We start from the raw sequence: 19,983 nt of genomic DNA, 5'->3' as shown, positions 1-19,983 counted from the left end.
GACGGCGCCACCGACCTCAGTTGTGGGCCGTGATCCGCTCGACGGCGTCGGCGACGACGTCGGGACGGTCGCGATGGATGCTGTGACCGGCGCGTGCGACCGTCTCGGTCGTCACGTCGGGGGCCTGCGCCAGCGTGGCGGCCAGGGTCGGGTCGAGCAGCCCCCCATGTGCGGGGTCGGCGACCAGTAGGTGTACCCGACCCCGCCAGGACGCGGCGTGGCCGGTCAGATCCCAGGGATCGTTGTGGTCGACGACGGCGTCGACGACGTCGGGCGTGACGCGCCGCGCCGCCAGCACCTTGCGCCAGACGTCGCGGGCGTCCCATCGTGGGTGGGCGGCCGCCACGGCGGCGGCATCGAGTTCGCCGACGTCGCGCCGCTGCGCGGCGCGAACCGCCTCGCGGTCGGCGTCGTCGAGGCGCAGGACCGGGTCGACGAGCACCGCCGCGGCCGCCCGGTCGGGCTCGGTCAGCAGTTGGGCGGCCACGGCCCCGCCGAGCGAGTGCCCGACGATGAGGTCCCAGCGGTCGCCGAGCAAGGCGACGTCGGCCGCGAACGCCGCGATCGTGTGGTTCGCGGCGGTCGGGCTCATGCCGTGGCTGCGCAGGTCGGGGGCGAGCACCAGCCACCCGGCGTCCGCGAGCTCCGACGCCAGCCGCCACCAGCAACCACCGTCGGATCCGAGCCCGTGCAGCAGCAGCGCCCGGCGCTCACCGAGCGGATTCCACAGATGGGTGTTGAGTCGCAGGGGGGCCGACGGCGCCACCGCGCTCACGCCTGGCCGGGCGGGAGCAGCCCCATCGCCCGCTTTGCATCCGCCAGCGTCGGTGCGGCGATGGCGCGGGCACGCTCGGCGCCATCGGCCAACAGCGCGGCCACCTCGCCGGGGTCGCGGTGCAGATCCCGGTAGCGGTCCTGGAACGGGCGGAGGCGCTCGACGACGGCATCGGCCACCGCCTGCTTGAACGGACCGTAGCCGCCACCGTCGTACTCGGCGGCCAGCTTGTCGACCGGATCGCCGGTGACGGCCGCGAGGATCTCGAGCAGGTTGGAGACGCCCGGCTTCTCGGCACGGTCGTGGCGGATGTCGCTGGCCGAATCGGTGACGGCGCTCTTGAACTTCTTCTCGATCTGCTTCGGGTCGTCGAGCAGCCGGACGATCCCCTTCTCGCTCGACTGCGACTTCGACATCTTGCTCGTGGGGTCCTGTAGGTCCATCACGCGCGACCCGGCCCGCGGATGCACGGCCTTCGGCAGGGTGAACACGTCACCGAAGCGGTGGTTGAACCGCTGGCCGATGTCGCGGGCGAGTTCGATGTGGTGGCGTTGGTCCTCGCCCACCGGGACCTCGTCGGCGTGGTAGAGCAGGATGTCGGCCGTCTGCAGCACGGGGTAGTCGAACAGTCCGACGCTGACGGACTCGCCGCGGCCCTCGGACTTGTCCTTGAACTGCGGTTGCTTGCGCAGCTCCCCGAAACCGGCGACGCAGTTGAACAGCCAGGTGCACTCGGCGTGCTCGTGCACGTGCGACTGGACGAACAGGATCGAGCGCTGCGGGTCGACGCCGACCGCGAGCATCCCCGTCGCGAGCTCGACCGTCCGGGACCGCAGCGTCTGCGGGTCGTGCTCGGCCGGTGAGGTCATCGCGTGCAGGTCGACGACGCAGTAGACGCAGTCGGCCTCGTCCTGCATCGCGACCCAGTTCACCCACGCGCCCAGCAGGTTGCCCAGATGCGGTTCACCACTCGGCTGCATGCCGGAGAAAACGCGGGTCACGGTCGCTTCCTGAGGTCGGAACGGTTGGGAACGGCCGGCACGGGCCGGACGGCGGGGCCGTGAAGGTAGCGTTGCCCCGGCGACCCCCGACGCGGGCGCGTCCGAGGAGCAGACGGTGCCGCCCATCGAACTGCCGCACCTCAGCAGCGGTCCCGTCCGGCTGCGCCCGCCGACCGAGTCCGACGTGTCGGTGATCGCGCGCTGCTGCCAGGACCCCGACGTGCAACGGTTCACGCGGGTGCCGTCGCCGTACACCCGGGCGGACGCGCGGGCGTTCGTCCGGTTCAGCCGGGACAGCCTCGCCAACGGCCGTGGCGTCCACCTGCTCGCCGTCGACGAACGCGACCGCGTGCTCGGCGCGATCGGACTCGGCATCGACGTCGCAGACCTCAGCGGTGAGCTCGGCTACTGGATCGCGCCCGAGGCCCGTCGCCGGGGCGTTGCCGTGCGCGGGGGCCGGCTCCTGCTCGAGTTCGCCTTCGGACCGCTCGAACTCGGCTACGTAGGCCTGCACGCCGCGGCGTCCAACGCCGGCTCCAACGCGGTCGCCCGGCGGCTCGGCTTCGTCCACGAGGGGACGCTGCGCGACGCGATGGTCGACGGTCCGTCCGGTGACCGCCGGGCGCCGCGTGTCGACGCCAACGTCTGGGGCATCCGACCCGGCGAACTGCCGCTCTGACCCATCCCGCCGGCTTGCCCGCGCGGCCAGCGTGCGTCCCCGATCGACCTTCGGTCACCTTCAGCGGCGGCGGTAGCGGTCGACACCGGTCATAGTGCCCCCACGCCCCGCGCCACGAAGCGCGATCGAAACGGGCAGCGAAAGGAGAGGTGATGCATCAGGACGCGCAATATAGCCGCCCGGTCATCTACCCGCCACACGTCGTCGCACAGTGTCTGGCCGACCTCGGCTGACGGCACCACACGACGTCATGCGTAGCGCCGCGCCCGTCCCCGGGCGCGGCGCTCTTGCATGGCAGCAGGAACCGGCGGCAGGAAACGTCAGAGCATGTCCTGCACGGCGTCGCGTTCCTGGGACAGCTCGTCGACCGACGCCTGCAGCTTGGCCTTGGTGAAGTCGCTGAGCTCGAGCCCCTGCACGATCTGGTAGCTGCCGGCGCCGTCGGTCGTGACCGGGAAGCCCGAGATGAGGCCCTCGGCGACGCCGTACGAGCCGTCGGAGGGGACGGCCATCGACACCCAGTCGCCGTCGGCGGTCGGCCGGCCGCCGCACCAGTTGGCGACGTGGTCGACGAGCGCACTGGCCGCCGATGCCGCCGACGACGCGCCGCGCGCCTGGATGATGGCGCTCCCGCGCTGCTGCACGGTGCTGAGGAACTCGCCCTCGAGCCAGTCGCGGTCGGTGATCACCTCGGTCGCGGGTCGGCCACCGATCCTGGCGTTGTCGAAGTCGGGGACCATCGTGGGCGAGTGGTTGCCCCAGACGGCGAGGTTGGTCACCTCGGCGACCGGCACACCGGCCTTCTTCGCCAGCTGGGACTTCGCGCGGTTCTCGTCGAGCCGGACCATCGCGGTGAAGCGCTCGGCCGGGACCCCGTCGGCGTTTGCCGCGGCGATCAGGGCGTTGGTGTTGGCCGGGTTCCCCACGACGGCGACCTTGAGGTCCGACGCGCCGGAGGCGGCCAGCGCCTGGCCCTGCCCGGTGAAGATCTTGCCGTTGTCCTTGAGCAGGTCGGCCCGCTCCATGCCCTGCCCGCGCGGCTTGGCCCCGACGAGGCAGGCCACGTTGACCCCGTCGAACGCGACCTCGGCTTGGTCGGACAGTTCGATGCCGGTCAACAGCGGAAACGCGCCGTCGTCGAGTTCCATCGCCACGCCCTCGAGCGCTCCGAGGGCCGGCGTCACTTCGAGGAGGCGCAGCTCGACGGGGGTGTCGGGACCGAACATCTGCCCGGAGGCGATGCGGAACAGCAGGGCGTAGCCGATCTGGCCGGCGGCACCGGTGACGGCGACACGGACGGGCGAGCTCATGAGGGGCTCCTGGGACGCGGACGGACGACGGGACCCGCCGCGCGCACACGGCGGCGCCGACGGATCGGTTTCCGAGCGTAGTGCGGGCACCCGCCTACCCTGATGGTCGACCTCGGACGGCAGACCCATGAACTCCGTCGTGCAGCGCGTGTTCGCCGCCGTGTACGACCCGATGCTGGCCCGCGTCGAGCGCCGCGGACTGGCCGAGTTGCGCCGGCACCTGCTCGGGTCGATCGACGGCGAGGTCGTCGAGATCGGCGCGGGCACCGGCGCGAACCTCGAACACTACGGCGACCGTGTCCGTCGGGTCGTCGCGGTGGAACCGTCGCCCCCGATGGCGGACCGGGCACGACGACGGCGCCTGGTCGGCAAGCTCGACGTCGAGGTGGTGGTCGCGCCGGCGGAGCGGTTGCCACTGGCGGACGCGAGCGTGGACGTCGCGGTGTCGACGCTGGTGCTGTGCTCGGTGCGCGACGTGGCGGCGTCGCTGGCGGAGGTGCACCGGGTCCTGCGCCCGGGCGGCCGGTTCGTGCTGCTCGAGCACGTCGCCGGCGAGGACGGGATGCTGCGTCTGCAGCGGTTCGTGCAGCCGGTGTGGAAGCCGCTCGCCGGTGGCTGCCACCTCACCCGCGATCCGCTGCCGTCGCTGCGCGCGGCCGGCTTCGACGTGGCCGACCTGCGGCACGTCCGGCTGCCGCTGCCCGGTCCCGCCAGTCCCGGCCTGGTCGGCACGGCGACGCGCCTCTGATTCAGGTGCCGGTGCCGTCGACGACGGTGCGGCCGTCGAGCGGGGCGTCGAGTTCGACGACGACGCCGGTGTAGCGACCGATCTCGATGCAGGCCTGGTCGCCGCCGTCCTCGGGGGGCTGGCGACCCTCGAACAGCGTCACCTCGACCTGCTCGGCGGTCTCGAGCACCGTGTAGTGGTCCAGGACGTGGCACGGCTCGACGCCGGACCACCACGTGATCAACACCGCGTCGTCGCGGTCACCGAGCGGCTGGGCTCCCTCCCAGCCGATCGCCGCCACGTCCACCATGCCGGGCGTCGGGTCCACGAGGGTCGGGACGAGCTCGTCGCCCATCGCTGCGTCGGGTTCCACCGGACCGCTGGAGACCGGCGTGTCCGGATCACCGTTGACGGTGTCGTCCGGGTCGAATCCCGGCTCCCCGCCGGCGGCCGGCTCCCCCACCGCGATGCCCTGGCCACCGGTGCCCTCACTGCCGCTGGTGCCGCCGCCGGCACAGGCGGCGAGCACCAGCGCACCGCCGACCAGTACCGACCACGTCCGCTGCCCCATCGCGGTCTCCTCCGCTTCGTCACCGATGGGACGTCGCGGACGGACCGGTGGTTCCCGGGGGTCAGTTCCGGGGAAGGCCGCGGCGCAGACGTGCCGCCTCGAGCGTGTTCTGCAGCAGCATCGTCACCGTCATGGGGCCCACCCCGCCGGGGACCGGGGTGATGGCGCCGGCGACCTCGCGGACGCCGGCGAAGTCCACGTCCCCGACCAACCGGCCGTCCTCGCCGCGGTTGGTGCCGACGTCGATGACCGTGGCGCCGGGACGAACCATGTCGGCGGTGATCAGGCCGATGCGACCGACGGCTGCGACGATCACGTCGGCCGTCCGGCACACGGCGGCCAGGTCGGCGGTTCGCGAGTGCGCCAGGGTGACCGTGGCGTCGCGGCCCTTGAGGGTCAGCATGACCGACAACGGCCGTCCGACGAGGTTGCTGCGGCCGACGACCACCACGTGGGCGCCGGCGGTCTCGACCCCGGCCTCGGCGAGCAGTTGGAGCACCCCGTACGGGGTGCACGACAGAAACGTCGGGTCCCCGATCGCCAGCCGGCCGGCGGTGTAGGGGTTGAGCGCGTCCACGTCCTTCGTCGGGTCGATCAGCTCCTGGACGGGCTGCGGGTCGAGGTGGTCCGGCAGCGGCAGCTGCACCAGGATGCCGTCGATCGCGTCGTCGGCGTTGAGGTCGGCGACCAGCGCCTCGAGGTCGCGTTGCGAGGTGTCCGCGGGCAGCACCAGCTGCCGGCTCAGCATTCCCGCCTCCTCCGTGGCACGGTGCTTCATCCCGACGTACACCTGCGAGGCGGGATCCTCACCCACGAGCACGGCGGCCAGTCCCGGTCGGACGTCGTGCTCCGCCTTCAGGCGGGCGACGTCGTCGGCGATGCGGGCACGCACCTTCTGTGCGAGGGCCTTGCCGTCGATGATGCGTGCGGTCAACGGTTTCTCCTGGCGCGCTGGCGTGACGGAGCGGACGGATCAGTGCCTGAAGTGCCGGCGACCGGTGAGCACCATGGCGATGCCGTGCTCGTCGGCGGCCGCGATCACCTCGTCGTCGCGGACCGAGCCGCCGGGCTGGACGATGGCGCGCACCCCTGCGGCGGCCGCCGCGTCGGGGCCGTCACGGAAGGGGAAGAAGGCGTCGCTGGCCAGCACGCTGCCGACGTGACGGTCGCCCGAACGCTCGACCGCGAGACGCACGCTGTCGACGCGGCTCATCTGTCCCGCACCGACCCCGACCACCTGCAGGTCCCTGGCGAGCACGATCGCGTTGGACTTGGTGTGCTTGCACGCGATCCAGGCGAAACGCAGGTCGGCGAGGTCCGACTCGTCGGGTTGCGTGCGGGTGACGACCCGCCACTCCTCCCACGGTTCGTCGCCGACGTCGCCGTGCTGGACCAGAAGGCCCCCGCTGACACTGCGCAGGTCCCACGCGTGACGCGGACGCTGCGCCGAGGGCATCCGCAGGATGCGCAGGTTCTTCTTCTCGCGCAGGACTTCGAGCGCGTCGTCGTCGTACCCGGGCGCGACGACCACCTCGGTGAACACCTCGGTGATGCGGCGTGCCGTCTCGCCGTCGATCGGACGGTTCGCCGCGACGATGCCACCGAAGGCGCTGACGGGGTCCCCCTCCAGCGCGCGGGCGTAGGCCGTCGGCAGGTCGTCCGCGGCGGCGAACCCGGCCGGATTGGTGTGCTTGATGATGGCGACGGCCGGCTCGTCGACGTCGATCGCCAGGCCCCAGGCGGCATCGGTGTCCAGCAGGTTGTTGAACGACAGCTCCTTGCCGTGCAGCTGCTCGGCCTCGCCGAGCCCGCCGCCACCGGTGTGGATGTAGAACGCCGCGGCCTGGTGCGGGTTCTCGCCGTATCGAAGCGTGCTGCGGCGCGGCAGGGCCATGCCGAGCTGCGCGGGGAAGGTCTCCTCGCGCTGGAACCAGCCGGCGATCTCGGCGTCGTAGGCGGCGGTGTGCTGGAACGCCTTGCCGGCCAGGTCGCGCTTCAGCGGGAACGACAAGGCACCGGTCTCGCGGAGCTCGTCGAGCACCCGCGGATAGTCGGAGGGGTCGACCAGCACCCCGACCGATCCGTGGTTCTTGGCCGCCGCACGCACCATGGTGGGTCCGCCGATGTCGATCATCTCGACCACGTCGGGCGCACTCGCCCCCGACGACACGGTCTGGCGGAAGGGGTAGAGGTTGACGACGACCAGGTCGATCGGCTCGATGCCGAGCTCGTCCAGTTCGGCGACGTGGGCGGGGTCGGTACGGTCGGCGAGGATCCCGGCATGGACCGTGGGGTGCAGGGTCTTGACCCGACCGTCGAGGCACTCGGGGAACCCCGTCACCTCGGACACACCGGTGACCGGGACGCCGGCATCACGCAGCGTCTGTGCGGTCGATCCGGTCGAGATCACCTCGACGCCGAGGTCGTGCAGGGCGCGGGCGAGGTCGGCGACGCCGGTCTTGTCGAAGCAGCTGATCAGCGCACGACGCACGGGCGTCATGGCCGGGAGCGACAGCGGCGTGTTCACGGGTTCTCCTCACAGGACGTGCACGAGTCACAGGACGTGCACGAGCCGACCGCTCACCTTCAGACGGTCGTGGCACAGCAGTTTCACGCAGGCGGGCAGCAGGGCGTGCTCGGCCGCCTTGATGCGTTCGTGCAGCCGGTCCTCGGTGTCTTCGGCGTGGATCGGGACGACCTCCTGGGCCACGATCGGCCCGTGGTCGACCTCCTCGTCGACGAGGTGGACCGTGCACCCGGTGACCCGGACACCGTAGGCGAGGGCCTCCCGGACGGCGTGGGCGCCACGGAAGGCCGGGAGCAGGGAGGGATGGGTGTTGAGCACGCGGTCCGGCCAGCCCGACAGGAAGGCGTTCGACAGGATCCGCATGAACCCGGCCAGCACGACGGCGTCCGGTCGGTGTGCCTCGACGTCGCGCCGCAGCGCGGTCTCCCAGGCGCCTCGATCGCCGTGCGCCGCCAACGGTTGGACGACCGTCGCGATGCCCCGCTCGCGTGCGCGCTCGAGGCCACCGGCGTCGGCGCGGTCGGCGGCAACCACCACCACCTCGCCGCCGAAGTCGGCATCGGCGTCGATCGCGTCGAGCAACGCCTGCAGGTTGGTCCCTCCGCCCGACACCAGCACGGCCAGCCGGGTCGGGCGGCGCGACGCAGACGGCACGATGGCTCCGGGACGGATCGCGGGAACGAGCGGTCGGTGCGAGGGTGGCCCGGCGACGCCGGCGACCGGTCCGCCCCCTGTCGGGGGCGTCGTCGGCGGAGCCTATCGAGTCGTCCGGCGACCGGAACCCGCATGCCGACTAGGATCTGGCGATCGATCGGCGGAGCGGAAAGGGACCGGTGCGGGGCGATCTGGCGCTGTCTGCCCGGCTCGCCATGCGGGGCGGTGGGCTGGCCGGGTCGGTGTCGGCGATCGGCGGACTGGTGGCGATCGTGGCCGCCCGCAGCCCCTGGTTCCACGCGATGGCCGAGGTCGCGATGCTCGGGACGCGTCAGCAGCGGGCGGTGGCCTCGCTGACGGGGGTGCCGGACACGGTGTGGGGCTGGTCGACGCTCGCGTTGGGCCTCGTCGCCGTCGTGCTGGGTGTCCTGGTCGCACTCGACCGACCGCCGCTCGTGGCCAGGCGCGTGCTCCTCGGCTGCGGCCTGGGACTGGTCGCGACCGCCGTGGCGGCCTGGCTCGGTCCCGCCCCGGCGCTGGACGGGATCGCCGGGGCCGAAGGCGGGCAACTGGCCCAACTCGCGCGCCGGCTCCCCATGGGCGTCGCCCTCGAGCTGCACGTGCGGGCGGGCATCGGGCCGCCGTTGAGCGCTCTGGCCGGCGTGTTGGTGGTCGGAGGGACACTGGCCGCACGCGAGTTGTAGCCTGCGCCCGCCGAGGACTTGTGTCCTCACCTCCCGTCCGTGCCGAGGTCTGCCGTGCCGCTCGTCGTCAGCCGTGGATCGTCGCGTGCCCTGATGGCGGTGGTGACCGCGCTGGCGGTCGTCTTCGCCAGCGTGCTGCCCGCTGCCGCACAACCGAGCTCGCAGGAACTGCGCGGCCAACGCGACGACGTACAGGCCCGCCTCGACGAGTTGATGATGGAGGTCGCCGAGGTCGTCGAGGACTACAACGAGGCGGCGGTGGCGCTCGAGGCCGCCGAGGCCGAGCTGGCGGCGACCGAGGCCGAGCATGCCGCGCTGACGGCCGAGGTGGCCGGGCTGAGCGCCCTGGCCGAGGACCACGTGCGGCGCATCCACAAGTTGGGGCCGAGCCTGGAGCTGTCCTCGATCTTCGTCGCCGGCAACCCCACGGATGCGGGCGCGAAGGCCGCCACGCTGCGCCGGGTGCTGGCCGGTCAGCGCGCCGACCTCGAGGGTCTGGGCGCCGCCCGTACCGCGATCGCGGCCACCGAGCAGCGGCTCGCCGAGCAGCGGCGCTCGGCGCGGACGCAGGCGGACGAGGTCGCAGAACGCCGCGAGCAGCTCGACGCCCTGGTCGAGTCGCAGCGCGAGGAGATCGCCGAGCTCGAGCAGCAGATCACCACCGCCGAGCACCGCGAGGAGGAGGAGCGTCGGCGCGCCGAGGAGGAGCGACTCCGGCGCGAGGCCGAGGAGCGCGCGCGCCGCGAGGCCGAGGAACGAGCGCGCGAGGAGCAGCGGGAACGCGAGGCGAGGCGCGAGGCCGAGCAACGCGCCGCCCGCGAGCAGGCGGCCGAGTCGGCCACCTCGCCACCAGCACCGGCCGCGCCGTCGCCCTCGCCCGCCGCACCGGCGCCGTCGCCCGCGCCGTCGGCCGCACCCAGCGAGGAGCCAGCGCCGGCGCCCGCCCCCTCCGCACGTCGTTCCGCCCAGACGGCGATCGACACCGCCATGGCCCAGGTGGGCAAGCCGTACAAGTACGGCGGCAGCGGGCCCAACAGCTTCGACTGCTCCGGCCTGACCTCGTTCGCGTGGCGGGCGGCCGGCGTCGAGATCACCCGCACGTCGCGGTCCCAGTACGCCTTCACCAAGCGCATCTCCCGCGGGGAACTGCAGCCGGGCGACCTGATCTTCTACGGACGCTCGGTGAGCGGCATCTCGCACGTGGCCATGTACATCGGTGGCGGCAGCGTCGTCGAAGCGCCCTACACCGGCGCCAACGTCCGCGTCCGCGGCGACGGCCTGTCCCGCAAGGACATCGTGGGCTACGGCCGCGTCTGACCCTCAGCGGATCGGGGCGTAGTGCCACCGTGAGCGTGCCAGCTCGCCCCACACCGCTCGGGAGGCATCCTCCGTCGGCTGCTGGTAGGAATAGATGACGGCGCCGTCGACCCGCATCGCCGTGGTCACCTGGCGGTGCACCGCTGCCGGTCGGTTGAGGTAGCCGGCCGGACCCGGCACGACCTGCACGTCCGTCGTGGCCGCCAGCGCGCGCTCGTAGGCCAGCCACGCGTCGAACCAGCGGGCCGGTTCGGCCTCGTGGGCACGGAAGTAGTTCATGGGCACGACCGCGTCGACCTCGCCGCGTCGGACCCACCCGTCCCAGTCCTGCAGGGTCCGGGTGTAGGGCAGGGTCTGACGGAAGCCGGCCGCGTCGTGTGTCCGCGGGCCGGCGCCCCAGGTGATCACCGCCGCCGACAGGGTCACGTCCCGGCCCGAGGCGCGGATGGCTTCCCTGGCGGCGAGCACGATCCTGCGGGTCTGGTCCCGCCGCCACGCCGTGAAGGCGGCATCGTTGTTGGCCGGCGTCCCCGTGGCGCCGGTGTCCCGCCGGAAGGCCGCCAGAGCCAGCGGGTTGTAGCCGTAGGCGGGGGACTCGTAGCGGACGTAGTCGAGGTGGATGCCGTCCACGGCGTAGTTGCGTGCCAGTTCCCCGACGACGGCCGCGACGTGCTGACGGACGGCGGGCACGCCCGGATCGAGGTAGCTCGTCCAGCTGCCGTCGCTGGTACGGGTGACCCAGCGGCGATCCACGGGGGCGCCAAGCCCGTGGGTGGTGTGCATCCACCCGGCCGGCGCGGGCAACCCGCGGTAGACGTCGTGCCAGGTGGGTGCGACGCCGAACCAGGCATGGACCTCGATGCCGCGGGCGTGCGCGGCCGTGATCAGTTCCGCCAGCACGTCGAAATCACGTGCGAGGCGGGGATCGGCCGTTCGCGGCAGCACCGACGAGTCGTAGTAGGCGTCGTGCCGGCGCGCGACCTGGGCGATGATCACGTTCGCGTCGGCAGCCGCCAGTTCGTCGACCACGGCGCGGACGCCCGCGCGGGTCTTGAGCGCGTCGTCGAACAGGTGCACCCACGCACCGCGCATCCGGCTCGCATAGGCGTCGTCGGCCGCCGGCCGGGTTGCGGGTCGTCGCACGAGCCCACCCGCGAGCAGCACATGCGCCGACCGGGTCGTGAACGAGGCCATCTGCTCACGCGAGACGGCCCGGCTCGGAGCGAACGTGGTCGGTGTGGTCCCGGCCACGATCCCGGCGCCGACCAGCTGCCCGATCGCGGCACGGTGCACGTTGTCGACGGGAACGTCGCGGAAGGGCACCGGACCCGCCGCCAGCGGGGCACCGAACCCGTTGGCGAAGGTGCGTGCCAGGATGGCCGACATCTGCGCCCGGGTCACGGGCACGTCCGGCCCGAAACGGCCGTCCGCGCCCCCTGCGACGATGTCGAGGGCGGCCAGGGCATCGATGTCGCGTTCGAACACGTGGCCGACGGTGTCGGGGAACCCGGCCGAAGCGACCTCGGACGGGCTGCGACCGGCGTTGCGCAACAGGCGGGCGATCATCGCCGCCGTCTGGCCCCGGGTGACCGCAGCGGCGGGGTCGAAGCGGCTGGCGGAGCGACCGTTGGCCATCCCCCACCACACGGCACAGTCGATGGCGGCGCGGTGGGGCGAGGCCAGCGTGTCCGTGAATGCCGTGGCCGGTACGAGGTGTCCCGCGCACGCACCGGTGCCGGTGGCCGCGTGGGCGGGGGCGCCGACCCCGAGGACCGGGGCCGTGAGGGCGAGGGCGACCAGCAGGGCGAACCAGCGTCGGCGCATCGGCGGACCACCACAGCGGAAGAGTTCCACCGCGAGGTGTACCGCGCAGACGGCAACCGCGGGTGCGGTTCGGCGATTGCTGCGCTGCGCGCCCGGCGGCGGGGCGGGGGCGACCGTGGTCAGCCCGACGTCGGACCGGCCTCCGGGGTCAGCGCCGCCCGGGCCAGCGCACGGGCCTCCTCGAGGCGGGACGCGTCGACGTAGATGCGCGTGCCCCAGTCCGCGGCGGACAGGATGCGGGTGTAGCGCCCCGCCGTCTTGTGCCACCAGACGATGCCGGCTCGGTCCAGCGCCTCGGCGACCACCTCGGCGTTGTCGTCGGTGAACTGCCCCAACTGCACGGTCCGGACATCCGACACGGCGGCGGCTCCCTTCGGAACGGGCACGCGGATCTCGCCGCTACGGTACGCCAGTCGAAACGACCACCGAGCGCGCCGTCGAGACCGGGAGCTGACCGATGCACGCGATCGGCGTCCTGGCGGCCGAGACGGGCGCACCCGGCGGCGCACTCGGATTCGTGGCGCCCGTGGTCGTGCTCGCCGTGCTCGGCCTCGTCGTGGCGCGTTCCCTCCGCCGGCAACGCGCGTACGAGCAGCACGTCGTCCAGAACCCGGACGGCCAGCCGCCGGCCGACGAACGCGATCCTTCCGACGACTCCGATCCCCCGGCCTAGCTGGAGCACCTGTCCGGGCTCAACCCCGGAAGAGCAGGTTCATCAGGCCGAACAACAGCAGCGTGCCGATGATCGAGACGACGATCGATCCGAGGCAGCCGAGCCGATTCGAGTAGAAGCCGAACATGGGGTCCCCGAGCGATTCAGGCGTCGAGCGACGCCGGAGCAACGTACGGGGCAGGCGGAAGGCGCCAGACGCGTGCGACCGGCCCGTCGGCCCCCGGCAACCGCACCTCGGCGGCGGTGACCGTGAGCGGTGGGTGCCCGAGTTCCGCCGCAGCGCCGACCCCGGGCGCGAGCTGCAGCAGCGACGCATCGAGGCGCAGCGGGTCGACGGAAGCGCGGGTCAACTGCACCAGCATCCGCTCGTCGGGATGTTCGCGCAGATAGACCAACTGGTCGTCGGCCTGGTGCACCCACCGCAGCCCACCGTGGCGCAGCGCCGCCGACCGCCGGCGCAACCGGACCAGGCGCCGGGTCCAGGCCAGCGTCGCGTGGTCCCACGATTCACGGCGGTGCCAGGGCATGGGGAGACGGGCCGGCACGCTCGACTCGCCCGGCAGCGCGATCTCGTCGCCGTAGAAGATCGACGGCACCCCGGGGAAGGTCAGCAGCCAGGCCAGCCCGACGTCGCGTCGGCCCGGGTCACCCGCGACGGTGGCCCAGCGCGCCGTGTCGTGGGAACCGAGCAGCGACACCGAGTGGACGACGCTGCGCCAGGGGACCTGCCCGCGGACCAGCTCCAGTCCCCGCGCGACCGCGGCGCCCCCTCGACGCGCCAGTGGCACGGGCATGCCCAGGGAGTCGCCGGCACCGGCCGGGTCGCCCAACCAGCTCCACGCCGCCCGCGTGAAGCCGAGGTAGTCCATGGTCCCGTGCCAGCCCTCGCCCTGCAGGTCGCCCGTCGCGTCGTGGCAGTGCTCGGCCAGCAGGTAGGCGTCGCCGCCACGGGCGTCGTGCATGGTGGCCAGCAACTGCCGCTGGATCTGCGCGTTCAGGTCGATGGCGCCGGAGCGCCCGGCGACGTTGGCGGCGTCGACGCGCCAGCCGTCCAGTGAGAACGGTTCGCCCAGCCAGCTCGCCGCGACCGAGTCGAATCCGTCGTACAGGCGGCGACGCAGCTCCGCACTGCGATGGTCGAACTTGGGCAGGGTCGGCACGTCCGCCCAGGCCTGTGCGACGCCGCCCGGATGGTCGCGCCACAGGTAGAAGCCGGCTTCGACGCCGGCGGGGTCGCGCAGCGCCGCCCGGTACCACGAATGGCCGTCACCGGAGTGGTTGAGCGTGAGATCGCCGACAACCTGCATCCCGCGGTCGTGCAGGGCGGCGCTCAACTCCGCGAGGGCGGCGTCCCCACCGAGCAGTGGGTCGACGGTGGTGAAGTCCGTCGCGCAGTAGCGGTGGTTCTCGGTCGCCGGGAAGAGCGGATTGAGGTAGATCCCGGTCACGCCGAGGTCCTCGAGATGGTCGAGGTGCTCGGTGACGCCCCGCAGGTCGCCGCCGTACAGCTGCCGCATCGACGACGGAGGCGCCGCCGCGACCGGTTCGTCCCAGCCGGCCGGCTCGGCCCAGTCCGGCCAGTCGACGGACGCCGCTGAGCGGGCGAAGCGGTCGGGGAACACCTGGTAGAGCACGCTGTCGGCGACCCAGCTCGGCGGAGGGGGCGTCGCCACGAGCGCGAAGTCGCTGCTGTCGGTGACCTCGTTCGCCGCCATCCCCACCTGGGTCAGCCACCGCTGCCCGCCGCCACCGTCGAGCAGGAAGCGGTAGCGGGTCGCGGGGTTGACCACCTCGACCTCGGCTTCCCACACGTCGACGGCGGCGCCGCGCAGGAGGCGACGTGCCGGGGCGTAGGCCGGCTCGGTGTCGGGGCTGGTACGCACGTGGACGGTGTCGACGGCCGCGGCGTGCGGCACCTCGACGCGTACGACGACGCGGTCCCCGAGTCGCGGCGCGACGACGGCCCGCCCGGCGGGCGTCGCGACATGGGCCGGCGAACCGGTGTGGTGGGGCTGCTCGAGCAGGTCGCCCACGTCAGCCCTTGACCGAGCCGGTCGTCAGCCCGGAGACGATCCACCGCTGACCGAACAGGAACAGCAGCAGCGTCGGCAGGGAACCGATGAGTGCACCGGCGGCGAAGGGACCCCACTGCTGGCCGTAGTTCTGGTCGATGAAGCGGTACAGCCCCGTGGCGAGGGTCTGGTTGCCGTCCTCCTGGCCGAGCAGGATGCTCGCGAGGATGAACTCGTTGAAGAGGAAGATGAACGACAACAGGCCGGCCACGACCAGGATCGGCGCCGACAGCGGCAGGATGATGCGCACGAAGATCTGGCCGTGCGTCGCCCCGTCGACACGCGCCGACTCGTCGAGGTCGGTCGGCACGGTGTCGAAGAAGCCCTTCATCAGCCACGTGTTCGTCCCGAGCGCGCCGCCGAGGTAGACCAGGAACAACCCGAGCTGGGTCCCGAAGCCGATCGTCGGGAAGTAGGTCCGCACGTTCACCAGGAACAGGAAGATCGCCACGTTGGCGAGCAGCTGCGGGAACATCTGCATCAGCAGGATCGCCAGCAGGCCGACCCGCCGTCCGGTGAAGCGCAGCCGCGAGAACGCGTAGGCGGCCATCGCCGACAGCAGCATGTTCACCGCGGCCGCACCACCCGCGATCTTGAGCGAGTTGCCGAGCCAGGTCCAGTACGGCGTGACCTGGAACAGGCGCGTGTAGTTGGCCGTCGTGACCTCCCGCGGCAGGAGCTGGCTGCCCTGCAGGGTCGCGGTCGGCGAGAACGAGGCGAGCACGACGAAGTAGGCGGGCATGAGCGCGAACGCCACGGCGAGGGCGGCGACGACGTAGCGCCAGCCGAGCTCCCTGAACCACCGCACCCCCCGTGGCGACGACGCGTTGCGGACGCGACCGGCGGCGCCGTTTCGCAGCTTGGCGTGCTCGGCGGTGGGGACCGGCATCGGGACCGGATCGGCGGCCATCAGTTGATCTCCTCGAGGACCGCGGTCCGCTTGAAGCCGAGATAGCTGAAGACCGCCACCAGGAAGAAGATGATGGTGGACACCGCGGCGGCGAGCCCGAAGTCCTGGCCGCGGCCGCTCTCGAAGGCCAGCCGGTAGCTGTAGCTGATGAGGATGTCGGTGTGGCCCGCCGGGGTCGGCGTCCCGCCGATCGGTGGGCCGCCGCCGGTGAGCAGGTAGACCACGTTGAAGTTGTTGAAGTTGAAGGCGAACGAGGCGATGAGCAACGGCCCGACCGCGACCAGCAGCAGTGGCAGGGTGATGTTGCGGAACGCCTGCCACCCCGACGCGCCGTCGACCCTGGCGGCCTCGGTCAGGTCCGCCGGGATGGCCTGCAGCGCGCCGGTGTTGATCAGGAACATGTAGCCGAAGCCGAGCCACAGGTTCACCAGCAGGATCGAGAATTTGGGCAGCGCACCGGCGAACGCCTGGCTCGACAACCAGGGCACGCTCCAGTCGAACATCCGGTTGATCGGCCCGAACGACTGGTTGAGCAGACCGCGCCAGATCAGTGCCGTCATGAACGAGGGCAGTGCGTACGGAACGATCAGCAGCGACCGCGTCAGCCGACGGCCCTTGATCCGCGGGTCGTTGAGGGCCATCGCCAGCGCGAGGCCCATCACGAACGTCGTGAGCATCGACAGGATCGCGAAGGCGAACGTCCACACGAACACGCGGAAGAACGGCCCCCGGATGGCGGGCGAGGTCAGCACCCGCTCGTAGTTGCCGAAGCCGACCACGTCGCGGTAGCCAGGGCGCAGGGTCGTGCCGTCCGCGGCGGTGTAGGTGCCCTCGACGGGCTCGTAGACCTGGCCGGTCGCGGTGTCGGTGATCACGCCGCTGGCCGGGTCGTGCTCGAGCGCCGCGACGGCAACGGCGGCCGAGGTGAACGTCTGCACGCTGATGGCGTCGGCGGCCGCACCCTCTTCGAGTTCGGCGGCGGCGTCGTCGGTGATGGGCACCGCGAAGGCGAGCACCTCGGCCTCGCGCTGCGACGCCTCGCTCAGCGTCATGGGACGGAAGCGCCCGGCGACGACCGTGTCGTTGCCCTCACCGACCACGTCGCCCTCGGCCAACGGCTCCAGTCCGTCCCCGGTGCCGAGGAACACGTCGCCGTCGGGGTCGGTGAGCAGCAACGCCAGCGAGCCGTCGGCGTCGTCGACCAGGGGTCGGGAGCGGAACCGGGTCGCGTCCTCGGGGACCCGGGTCGCGCCGGCGATGATGCGGCCGACCGCCTGCTCCTGGGTCAGGACGTTGCCGGTGCCGTAGTTGGTGAAGCCGATGTAGGCGGTGTAGAGCACCGGATACACCTGGAAGACCAGCAGCGCGACCGTCCCGGGCACCATGAACTTCAGTGGCAGCGCGCGCTTGGACAGGTAGACCGCGTCGATGGCCAGCGTGGCCACGATCACCATGACCAGCGGGGTCCAGGCGCGGGCGGGCAGCAACGTGGAGACGGCGTAGAGGCCGAGCCCGTTGACCACCCCGAGGAAGACGAGCTTGGCGAACAGGCCGGTGACGCTGTTGGAGCCGAGCCTGGCCGCGAGACGGTCGGCGAACGGCGTCGCCGCCCCCGGCCCGCCCGGACGACCGGCGGGCCGGGGGGTGTTCGTCCCCCGGCCCGCGTCGGCGTTTCGGCTCATCGGCGCGAGGTCGCGCGGATCAACCGGCGATGGCGTTGCGGATCTGCTCCGCCGCCTCCTGGAACGCCTCCTGCGGGTCGTTGCCCGAGAAGATGTTCTGGTAGGCGTCGGTCCAGGCGCCCCAGACCGCGCCCATCTCCGGGATCGCGGGCATCGGCCGGCCGGTCTCGCCGGCGGCGCCGAAGCCGGCGACGACCGGGTCGTCCTGCACGGACTCGAAGGCGCTGACCAGCGCCGGCGGGCGGTTACCGGCCTCGTACAGCTCGAGCTGGACCTCTTCTTGGCCGAGGTAGTCGAGGACGAACGTGGTGGCCGCGAGCGAGTTCTCCGCGAACGCCGACACCATCACGCCCTGCACGCCGACGAACGGGCCGGGGTCGTTGCCGTCGACCTGCGGCAGCGGCTCGACCTCGAAGTCGACGTCGCCGAAGTCGCCCAGTGCCCACGGACCGGTGATCGCGAACGGGGCACGACCGCTGGCGAAGGTGTCGATCATCACGTCGTAGGTGATGTCGGAGTTGACGACGCCCTGCTCGTAGAGCTCACCGAAGATCTCGGCCGCACGCAGGCCGCCCTCGGAGTCGAGCCCGACGTCGCTGCCGTCGTAGGAGCCGTCCTCGTCCTGGCCGAACACGTACCCGCCGGCACCGGTGACGACCCAGTAGTTGTGGAACGGGTCACCCGGGTCCTGCTGCCAGGCCACGGGCAGGTCGGCGTCGCCGGCCTCCACCGCGTCCAGGCCGACCTGGACCATCTCGTCGAGCGTGGTGACCGGCTCGGGCGCCAGCTCGGTGTTGCGGATCAGCGCGATGTTCTCGATCGAGTACGGCAACCCGTAGTTGGTGCCGTCGTAGTTGAACGCCTGCGTGGCGACCTCGAGGTAGTCCCCGGCGGCCGCGCCGAGGTCGAGCGGCTCCACCACGCCGTTCTCGGCCAGCTCGCCGAGCCAGTCGTGGGCGCCGATGAACACGTCGGGCCCCTGGCCCGCCGGGCCCTGGACCGAGACGAGGTCACGGATCTGGTCGAACGGCACCTCCTGCACCGCGACGGTGATGCCCTCGGCCTCCCCGAACTCCTGCGCCAGGGGCTCGAGGATCGGTGCGCGGGTGTCGTCGGCCCAGATCACCAGGTCGGCGTCCGCGCGGGCGATGGCGTCCTCCTCGCCCTCGGCCGGTTCCTCCTCGGCCGGCTCTTCCTCGGCCGGCTCCTCCTCGGCGGGCTCCTCGGTCGGTTCTTCGGCGGGCGCCTCGGTCTCGGGCTCCTCGGCGGTGGGCTCTTCCGTGCCGCCGCATGCGGTCAGCACGAGCGCGGCGGCCGGAACGACCGCCAGCCACTTCCTCAAGCTGGTCATCGAACACTTCTCCTGGAACGGCCAGTGGGCCGTCATGACGTTGCGGCCCAACCTGTGGCAGGACCATAGCAAGATCTTGCAGGGTCTTGGGAAAAATTCCGCAAAACGTTTCATCATGGAACGATCCAGCGACTACGCTGACCTCGTGAAACCACGTCTTCGCCACGTGGCTGACCTCGCCGGAGTCAGCCAGGCCACGGTCAGCCGGGTCCTCAACGGCAAGTCGGGCGTCTCCGAGACGACCCGGCGCGAAGTGCTGCAGGCGCTCAACCAGCTCGGCTACGAGCCCGTCGGTGTCGCCCGCGCGCGGCGCCGCGGCCTCGTCGGACTGATCGTGCCGGAACTCGACAACCCGGTGTTCCCGCGCTTCGCCCAGGCCATCGAGTCGCGCCTGGCGGGCGAGGGGCTGACCACCGTGCTGTGCACCTCGACGCCCGCGGGCATGGTCGAGGGCGACTACCTCGACGTCCTGATCGACCACGCGGTGGCCGGCGTCATCGTGGTGTCGGGGCTCGGCGCCGACCTGTCAGCCGACGACGACCACGCGCGCTACGCCGACCTGGTATCGCGCGGGATCGCGACGGTCCTCGTCAACGGCCGCCCGCACGACTGCGACGTGCCCGGCGTCACCGTCGACCACGCCGCCGCATCGCGTCAGGCCGTGGCGCACCTCGCCGCGCTCGGCCACCGCACCGTCGGGTTGGCCATCGGGCCTCGCCGCTACCTGCCCAGCGTCGAGCTCGCCGACGGCTACCGCCGCGGGATCGCCGACGCGGGCCAGGACGTCGAGCTGATCAGCGAGACGCTGTACGGCATCGAGGGCGGCCACGCCGCCGCCGTGCAACTGCTGGCGAGGGGCGCGACCGGCATCGTGTGCGGCAGCGACCTCATGGCGCTCGGCGCGATCCGGGCCGTTCGTGAGGCCGGGTTCTCGGTCCCCGCCGACGTGTCCGTGATCGGCTTCGACGACGCCGGCCCGAACGCCTACGTGGAACCGCCGCTGACCTCCGTGCAGCAGCCGTTCGAGGCGATGGCCCAGGCCGTGGTCCAGCTGCTCAACGAGCCGCCGACCATGGACGGCCCGATTCCCGAGCTGCGTTTCCGGCCGGAGCTGGTCGTGCGGGCCTCGACCGGCCCCGCCCGCGTGCCGGCGGCCGTCACCGGCCCCTGACCCGCCGGTGCCTCCCCACCTCGACGGCGGTGAGG

At 72.2% G+C, this 19,983-nt stretch carries 19 protein-coding genes; 6 read left to right on the top strand and 13 right to left on the bottom strand.

The window, feature by feature from the left end; genetic code table 11:
* Positions 1-16 precede the first annotated feature (16 nt).
* Positions 17-766 (bottom strand): alpha/beta fold hydrolase, encoded by a 750-nt coding sequence (locus ACERMF_RS16975; protein ID WP_373670334.1) that lies wholly within the window; start codon positions 764-766, stop codon positions 17-19.
* A 5-nt stretch (positions 767-771) separates the two neighbouring features.
* A complete protein-coding gene (gene trpS / locus ACERMF_RS16970) occupies positions 772-1,776 on the bottom strand; it encodes a tryptophan--tRNA ligase (RefSeq protein WP_373670333.1) in 1,005 nt (334 codons plus the stop codon).
* 115 nt (positions 1,777-1,891) lie between these two features.
* Here trpS and ACERMF_RS16965 point away from each other — a divergent pair, with 115 nt between their 5' ends.
* Positions 1,892-2,455, top strand: coding sequence for a GNAT family N-acetyltransferase (locus tag ACERMF_RS16965; RefSeq protein WP_373670332.1), 564 nt, complete (start codon positions 1,892-1,894; stop codon positions 2,453-2,455).
* A 320-nt stretch (positions 2,456-2,775) separates the two neighbouring features.
* Here ACERMF_RS16965 and ACERMF_RS16960 read toward each other — a convergent pair whose 3' ends face one another.
* Positions 2,776-3,765 carry a malate dehydrogenase gene (locus tag ACERMF_RS16960; protein ID WP_373670331.1) on the bottom strand — a complete coding sequence of 330 codons (990 nt, stop codon included), beginning with the start codon at positions 3,763-3,765 and terminating at the stop codon, positions 2,776-2,778.
* Between the two features lie 127 nt (positions 3,766-3,892).
* Between ACERMF_RS16960 and ACERMF_RS16955 the strand changes: the two genes are divergently transcribed.
* Positions 3,893-4,513, top strand: a complete 621-nt coding sequence (locus ACERMF_RS16955; protein WP_373670330.1) for a class I SAM-dependent methyltransferase — start codon at positions 3,893-3,895, stop codon at positions 4,511-4,513.
* 1 nt (position 4,514) lies between these two features.
* Here ACERMF_RS16955 and ACERMF_RS16950 read toward each other — a convergent pair whose 3' ends face one another.
* From ACERMF_RS16950 to purN, 4 genes are all read right to left on the bottom strand, one after another.
* Complete coding sequence (locus ACERMF_RS16950; protein ID WP_373670329.1) at positions 4,515-5,063, bottom strand: hypothetical protein; 549 nt, start codon at positions 5,061-5,063, stop codon at positions 4,515-4,517.
* 61 nt (positions 5,064-5,124) lie between these two features.
* Positions 5,125-5,997: a bifunctional methylenetetrahydrofolate dehydrogenase/methenyltetrahydrofolate cyclohydrolase FolD gene (gene folD / locus ACERMF_RS16945; protein WP_373670328.1), complete on the bottom strand. Its 873-nt coding sequence runs from the start codon at positions 5,995-5,997 to the stop codon at positions 5,125-5,127.
* A gap of 39 nt (positions 5,998-6,036) precedes the next feature.
* A complete protein-coding gene (gene purH / locus ACERMF_RS16940) occupies positions 6,037-7,563 on the bottom strand; it encodes a bifunctional phosphoribosylaminoimidazolecarboxamide formyltransferase/IMP cyclohydrolase (RefSeq protein WP_373670370.1) in 1,527 nt (508 codons plus the stop codon).
* A gap of 54 nt (positions 7,564-7,617) precedes the next feature.
* Positions 7,618-8,244, bottom strand: a complete 627-nt coding sequence (gene purN / locus ACERMF_RS16935) for a phosphoribosylglycinamide formyltransferase (RefSeq protein ID WP_373670327.1) — start codon at positions 8,242-8,244, stop codon at positions 7,618-7,620.
* A gap of 179 nt (positions 8,245-8,423) precedes the next feature.
* Here purN and ACERMF_RS16930 point away from each other — a divergent pair, with 179 nt between their 5' ends.
* Both ACERMF_RS16930 and ACERMF_RS16925 read left to right on the top strand, forming a co-directional pair.
* Positions 8,424-8,948: a hypothetical protein gene (locus ACERMF_RS16930; RefSeq protein ID WP_373670326.1), complete on the top strand. Its 525-nt coding sequence runs from the start codon at positions 8,424-8,426 to the stop codon at positions 8,946-8,948.
* 54 nt (positions 8,949-9,002) lie between these two features.
* The gene (locus ACERMF_RS16925; protein ID WP_373670325.1) at positions 9,003-10,265 is read left to right on the top strand and encodes an NlpC/P60 family protein; all 1,263 of its coding nucleotides are present in this window, start codon (positions 9,003-9,005) and stop codon (positions 10,263-10,265) included.
* 3 nt (positions 10,266-10,268) lie between these two features.
* On the opposite strand, the gene ACERMF_RS16920 is transcribed toward ACERMF_RS16925, so the two are convergent.
* Positions 10,269-12,089 carry a family 10 glycosylhydrolase gene (locus ACERMF_RS16920; protein WP_373670324.1) on the bottom strand — a complete coding sequence of 607 codons (1,821 nt, stop codon included), beginning with the start codon at positions 12,087-12,089 and terminating at the stop codon, positions 10,269-10,271.
* A gap of 119 nt (positions 12,090-12,208) precedes the next feature.
* A complete protein-coding gene (locus ACERMF_RS16915; RefSeq protein WP_373670323.1) occupies positions 12,209-12,448 on the bottom strand; it encodes a hypothetical protein in 240 nt (79 codons plus the stop codon).
* Between the two features lie 98 nt (positions 12,449-12,546).
* On the opposite strand from ACERMF_RS16915, the gene ACERMF_RS16910 reads away from it, so the two are divergent.
* Positions 12,547-12,762, top strand: a complete 216-nt coding sequence (locus ACERMF_RS16910) for a hypothetical protein (protein ID WP_373670322.1) — start codon at positions 12,547-12,549, stop codon at positions 12,760-12,762.
* 143 nt (positions 12,763-12,905) lie between these two features.
* Here the strand turns inward: ACERMF_RS16910 and ACERMF_RS16905 are convergent, their stop codons facing one another.
* Genes ACERMF_RS16905 through ACERMF_RS16890 form a run of 4 tightly spaced genes read right to left on the bottom strand, consistent with a single transcriptional unit; the run spans position 12,906 to position 18,777 of the window.
* Positions 12,906-14,795: an alpha-amylase family glycosyl hydrolase gene (locus ACERMF_RS16905; RefSeq protein ID WP_373670321.1), complete on the bottom strand. Its 1,890-nt coding sequence runs from the start codon at positions 14,793-14,795 to the stop codon at positions 12,906-12,908.
* 1 nt (position 14,796) lies between these two features.
* Positions 14,797-15,723: a sugar ABC transporter permease gene (locus ACERMF_RS16900; RefSeq protein ID WP_373670369.1), complete on the bottom strand. Its 927-nt coding sequence runs from the start codon at positions 15,721-15,723 to the stop codon at positions 14,797-14,799.
* 20 nt (positions 15,724-15,743) lie between these two features.
* Positions 15,744-17,426 (bottom strand): ABC transporter permease subunit, encoded by a 1,683-nt coding sequence (locus tag ACERMF_RS16895; protein WP_373670320.1) that lies wholly within the window; start codon positions 17,424-17,426, stop codon positions 15,744-15,746.
* 19 nt (positions 17,427-17,445) lie between these two features.
* Positions 17,446-18,777, bottom strand: a complete 1,332-nt coding sequence (locus tag ACERMF_RS16890; protein ID WP_373670319.1) for an extracellular solute-binding protein — start codon at positions 18,775-18,777, stop codon at positions 17,446-17,448.
* Positions 18,778-18,892: 115 nt separating this feature from the next.
* On the opposite strand from ACERMF_RS16890, the gene ACERMF_RS16885 reads away from it, so the two are divergent.
* A complete protein-coding gene (locus ACERMF_RS16885; protein WP_373670318.1) occupies positions 18,893-19,948 on the top strand; it encodes a LacI family DNA-binding transcriptional regulator in 1,056 nt (351 codons plus the stop codon).
* Positions 19,949-19,983 lie beyond the last annotated feature (35 nt).

This window comes from Egicoccus sp. AB-alg6-2, from assembly GCF_041821025.1.
In the GTDB taxonomy this organism is placed as follows: domain Bacteria; phylum Actinomycetota; class Nitriliruptoria; order Nitriliruptorales; family Nitriliruptoraceae; genus Egicoccus.
The sequence above is the reverse complement of the archived record's forward strand: the minus strand, read 5'-3'. Positions and strand labels throughout refer to the sequence as shown.

What these genes read in the sequence shown, in the direction of transcription:
- ACERMF_RS16960 (WP_373670331.1), bottom strand. Translation starts at nt 3,765, where the DNA reads ATGAGCTCGCCCGTCCGTGTCGCCGTCACCGGTGCCGCCGGCCAGATC.
- ACERMF_RS16955 (WP_373670330.1), top strand. Translation starts at nt 3,893, where the DNA reads ATGAACTCCGTCGTGCAGCGCGTGTTCGCCGCCGTGTACGACCCGATG.
- ACERMF_RS16950 (WP_373670329.1), bottom strand. Translation starts at nt 5,063, where the DNA reads ATGGGGCAGCGGACGTGGTCGGTACTGGTCGGCGGTGCGCTGGTGCTC.
- purH (WP_373670370.1), bottom strand. Translation starts at nt 7,563, where the DNA reads ATGACGCCCGTGCGTCGTGCGCTGATCAGCTGCTTCGACAAGACCGGC.
- ACERMF_RS16920 (WP_373670324.1), bottom strand. Translation starts at nt 12,089, where the DNA reads ATGCGCCGACGCTGGTTCGCCCTGCTGGTCGCCCTCGCCCTCACGGCC.
- ACERMF_RS16910 (WP_373670322.1), top strand. Translation starts at nt 12,547, where the DNA reads ATGCACGCGATCGGCGTCCTGGCGGCCGAGACGGGCGCACCCGGCGGC.
- ACERMF_RS16900 (WP_373670369.1), bottom strand. Translation starts at nt 15,723, where the DNA reads ATGCCGGTCCCCACCGCCGAGCACGCCAAGCTGCGAAACGGCGCCGCC.
- ACERMF_RS16895 (WP_373670320.1), bottom strand. Translation starts at nt 17,426, where the DNA reads ATGAGCCGAAACGCCGACGCGGGCCGGGGGACGAACACCCCCCGGCCC.
- ACERMF_RS16890 (WP_373670319.1), bottom strand. Translation starts at nt 18,777, where the DNA reads ATGACCAGCTTGAGGAAGTGGCTGGCGGTCGTTCCGGCCGCCGCGCTC.
- ACERMF_RS16885 (WP_373670318.1), top strand. Translation starts at nt 18,893, where the DNA reads ATGGAACGATCCAGCGACTACGCTGACCTCGTGAAACCACGTCTTCGC.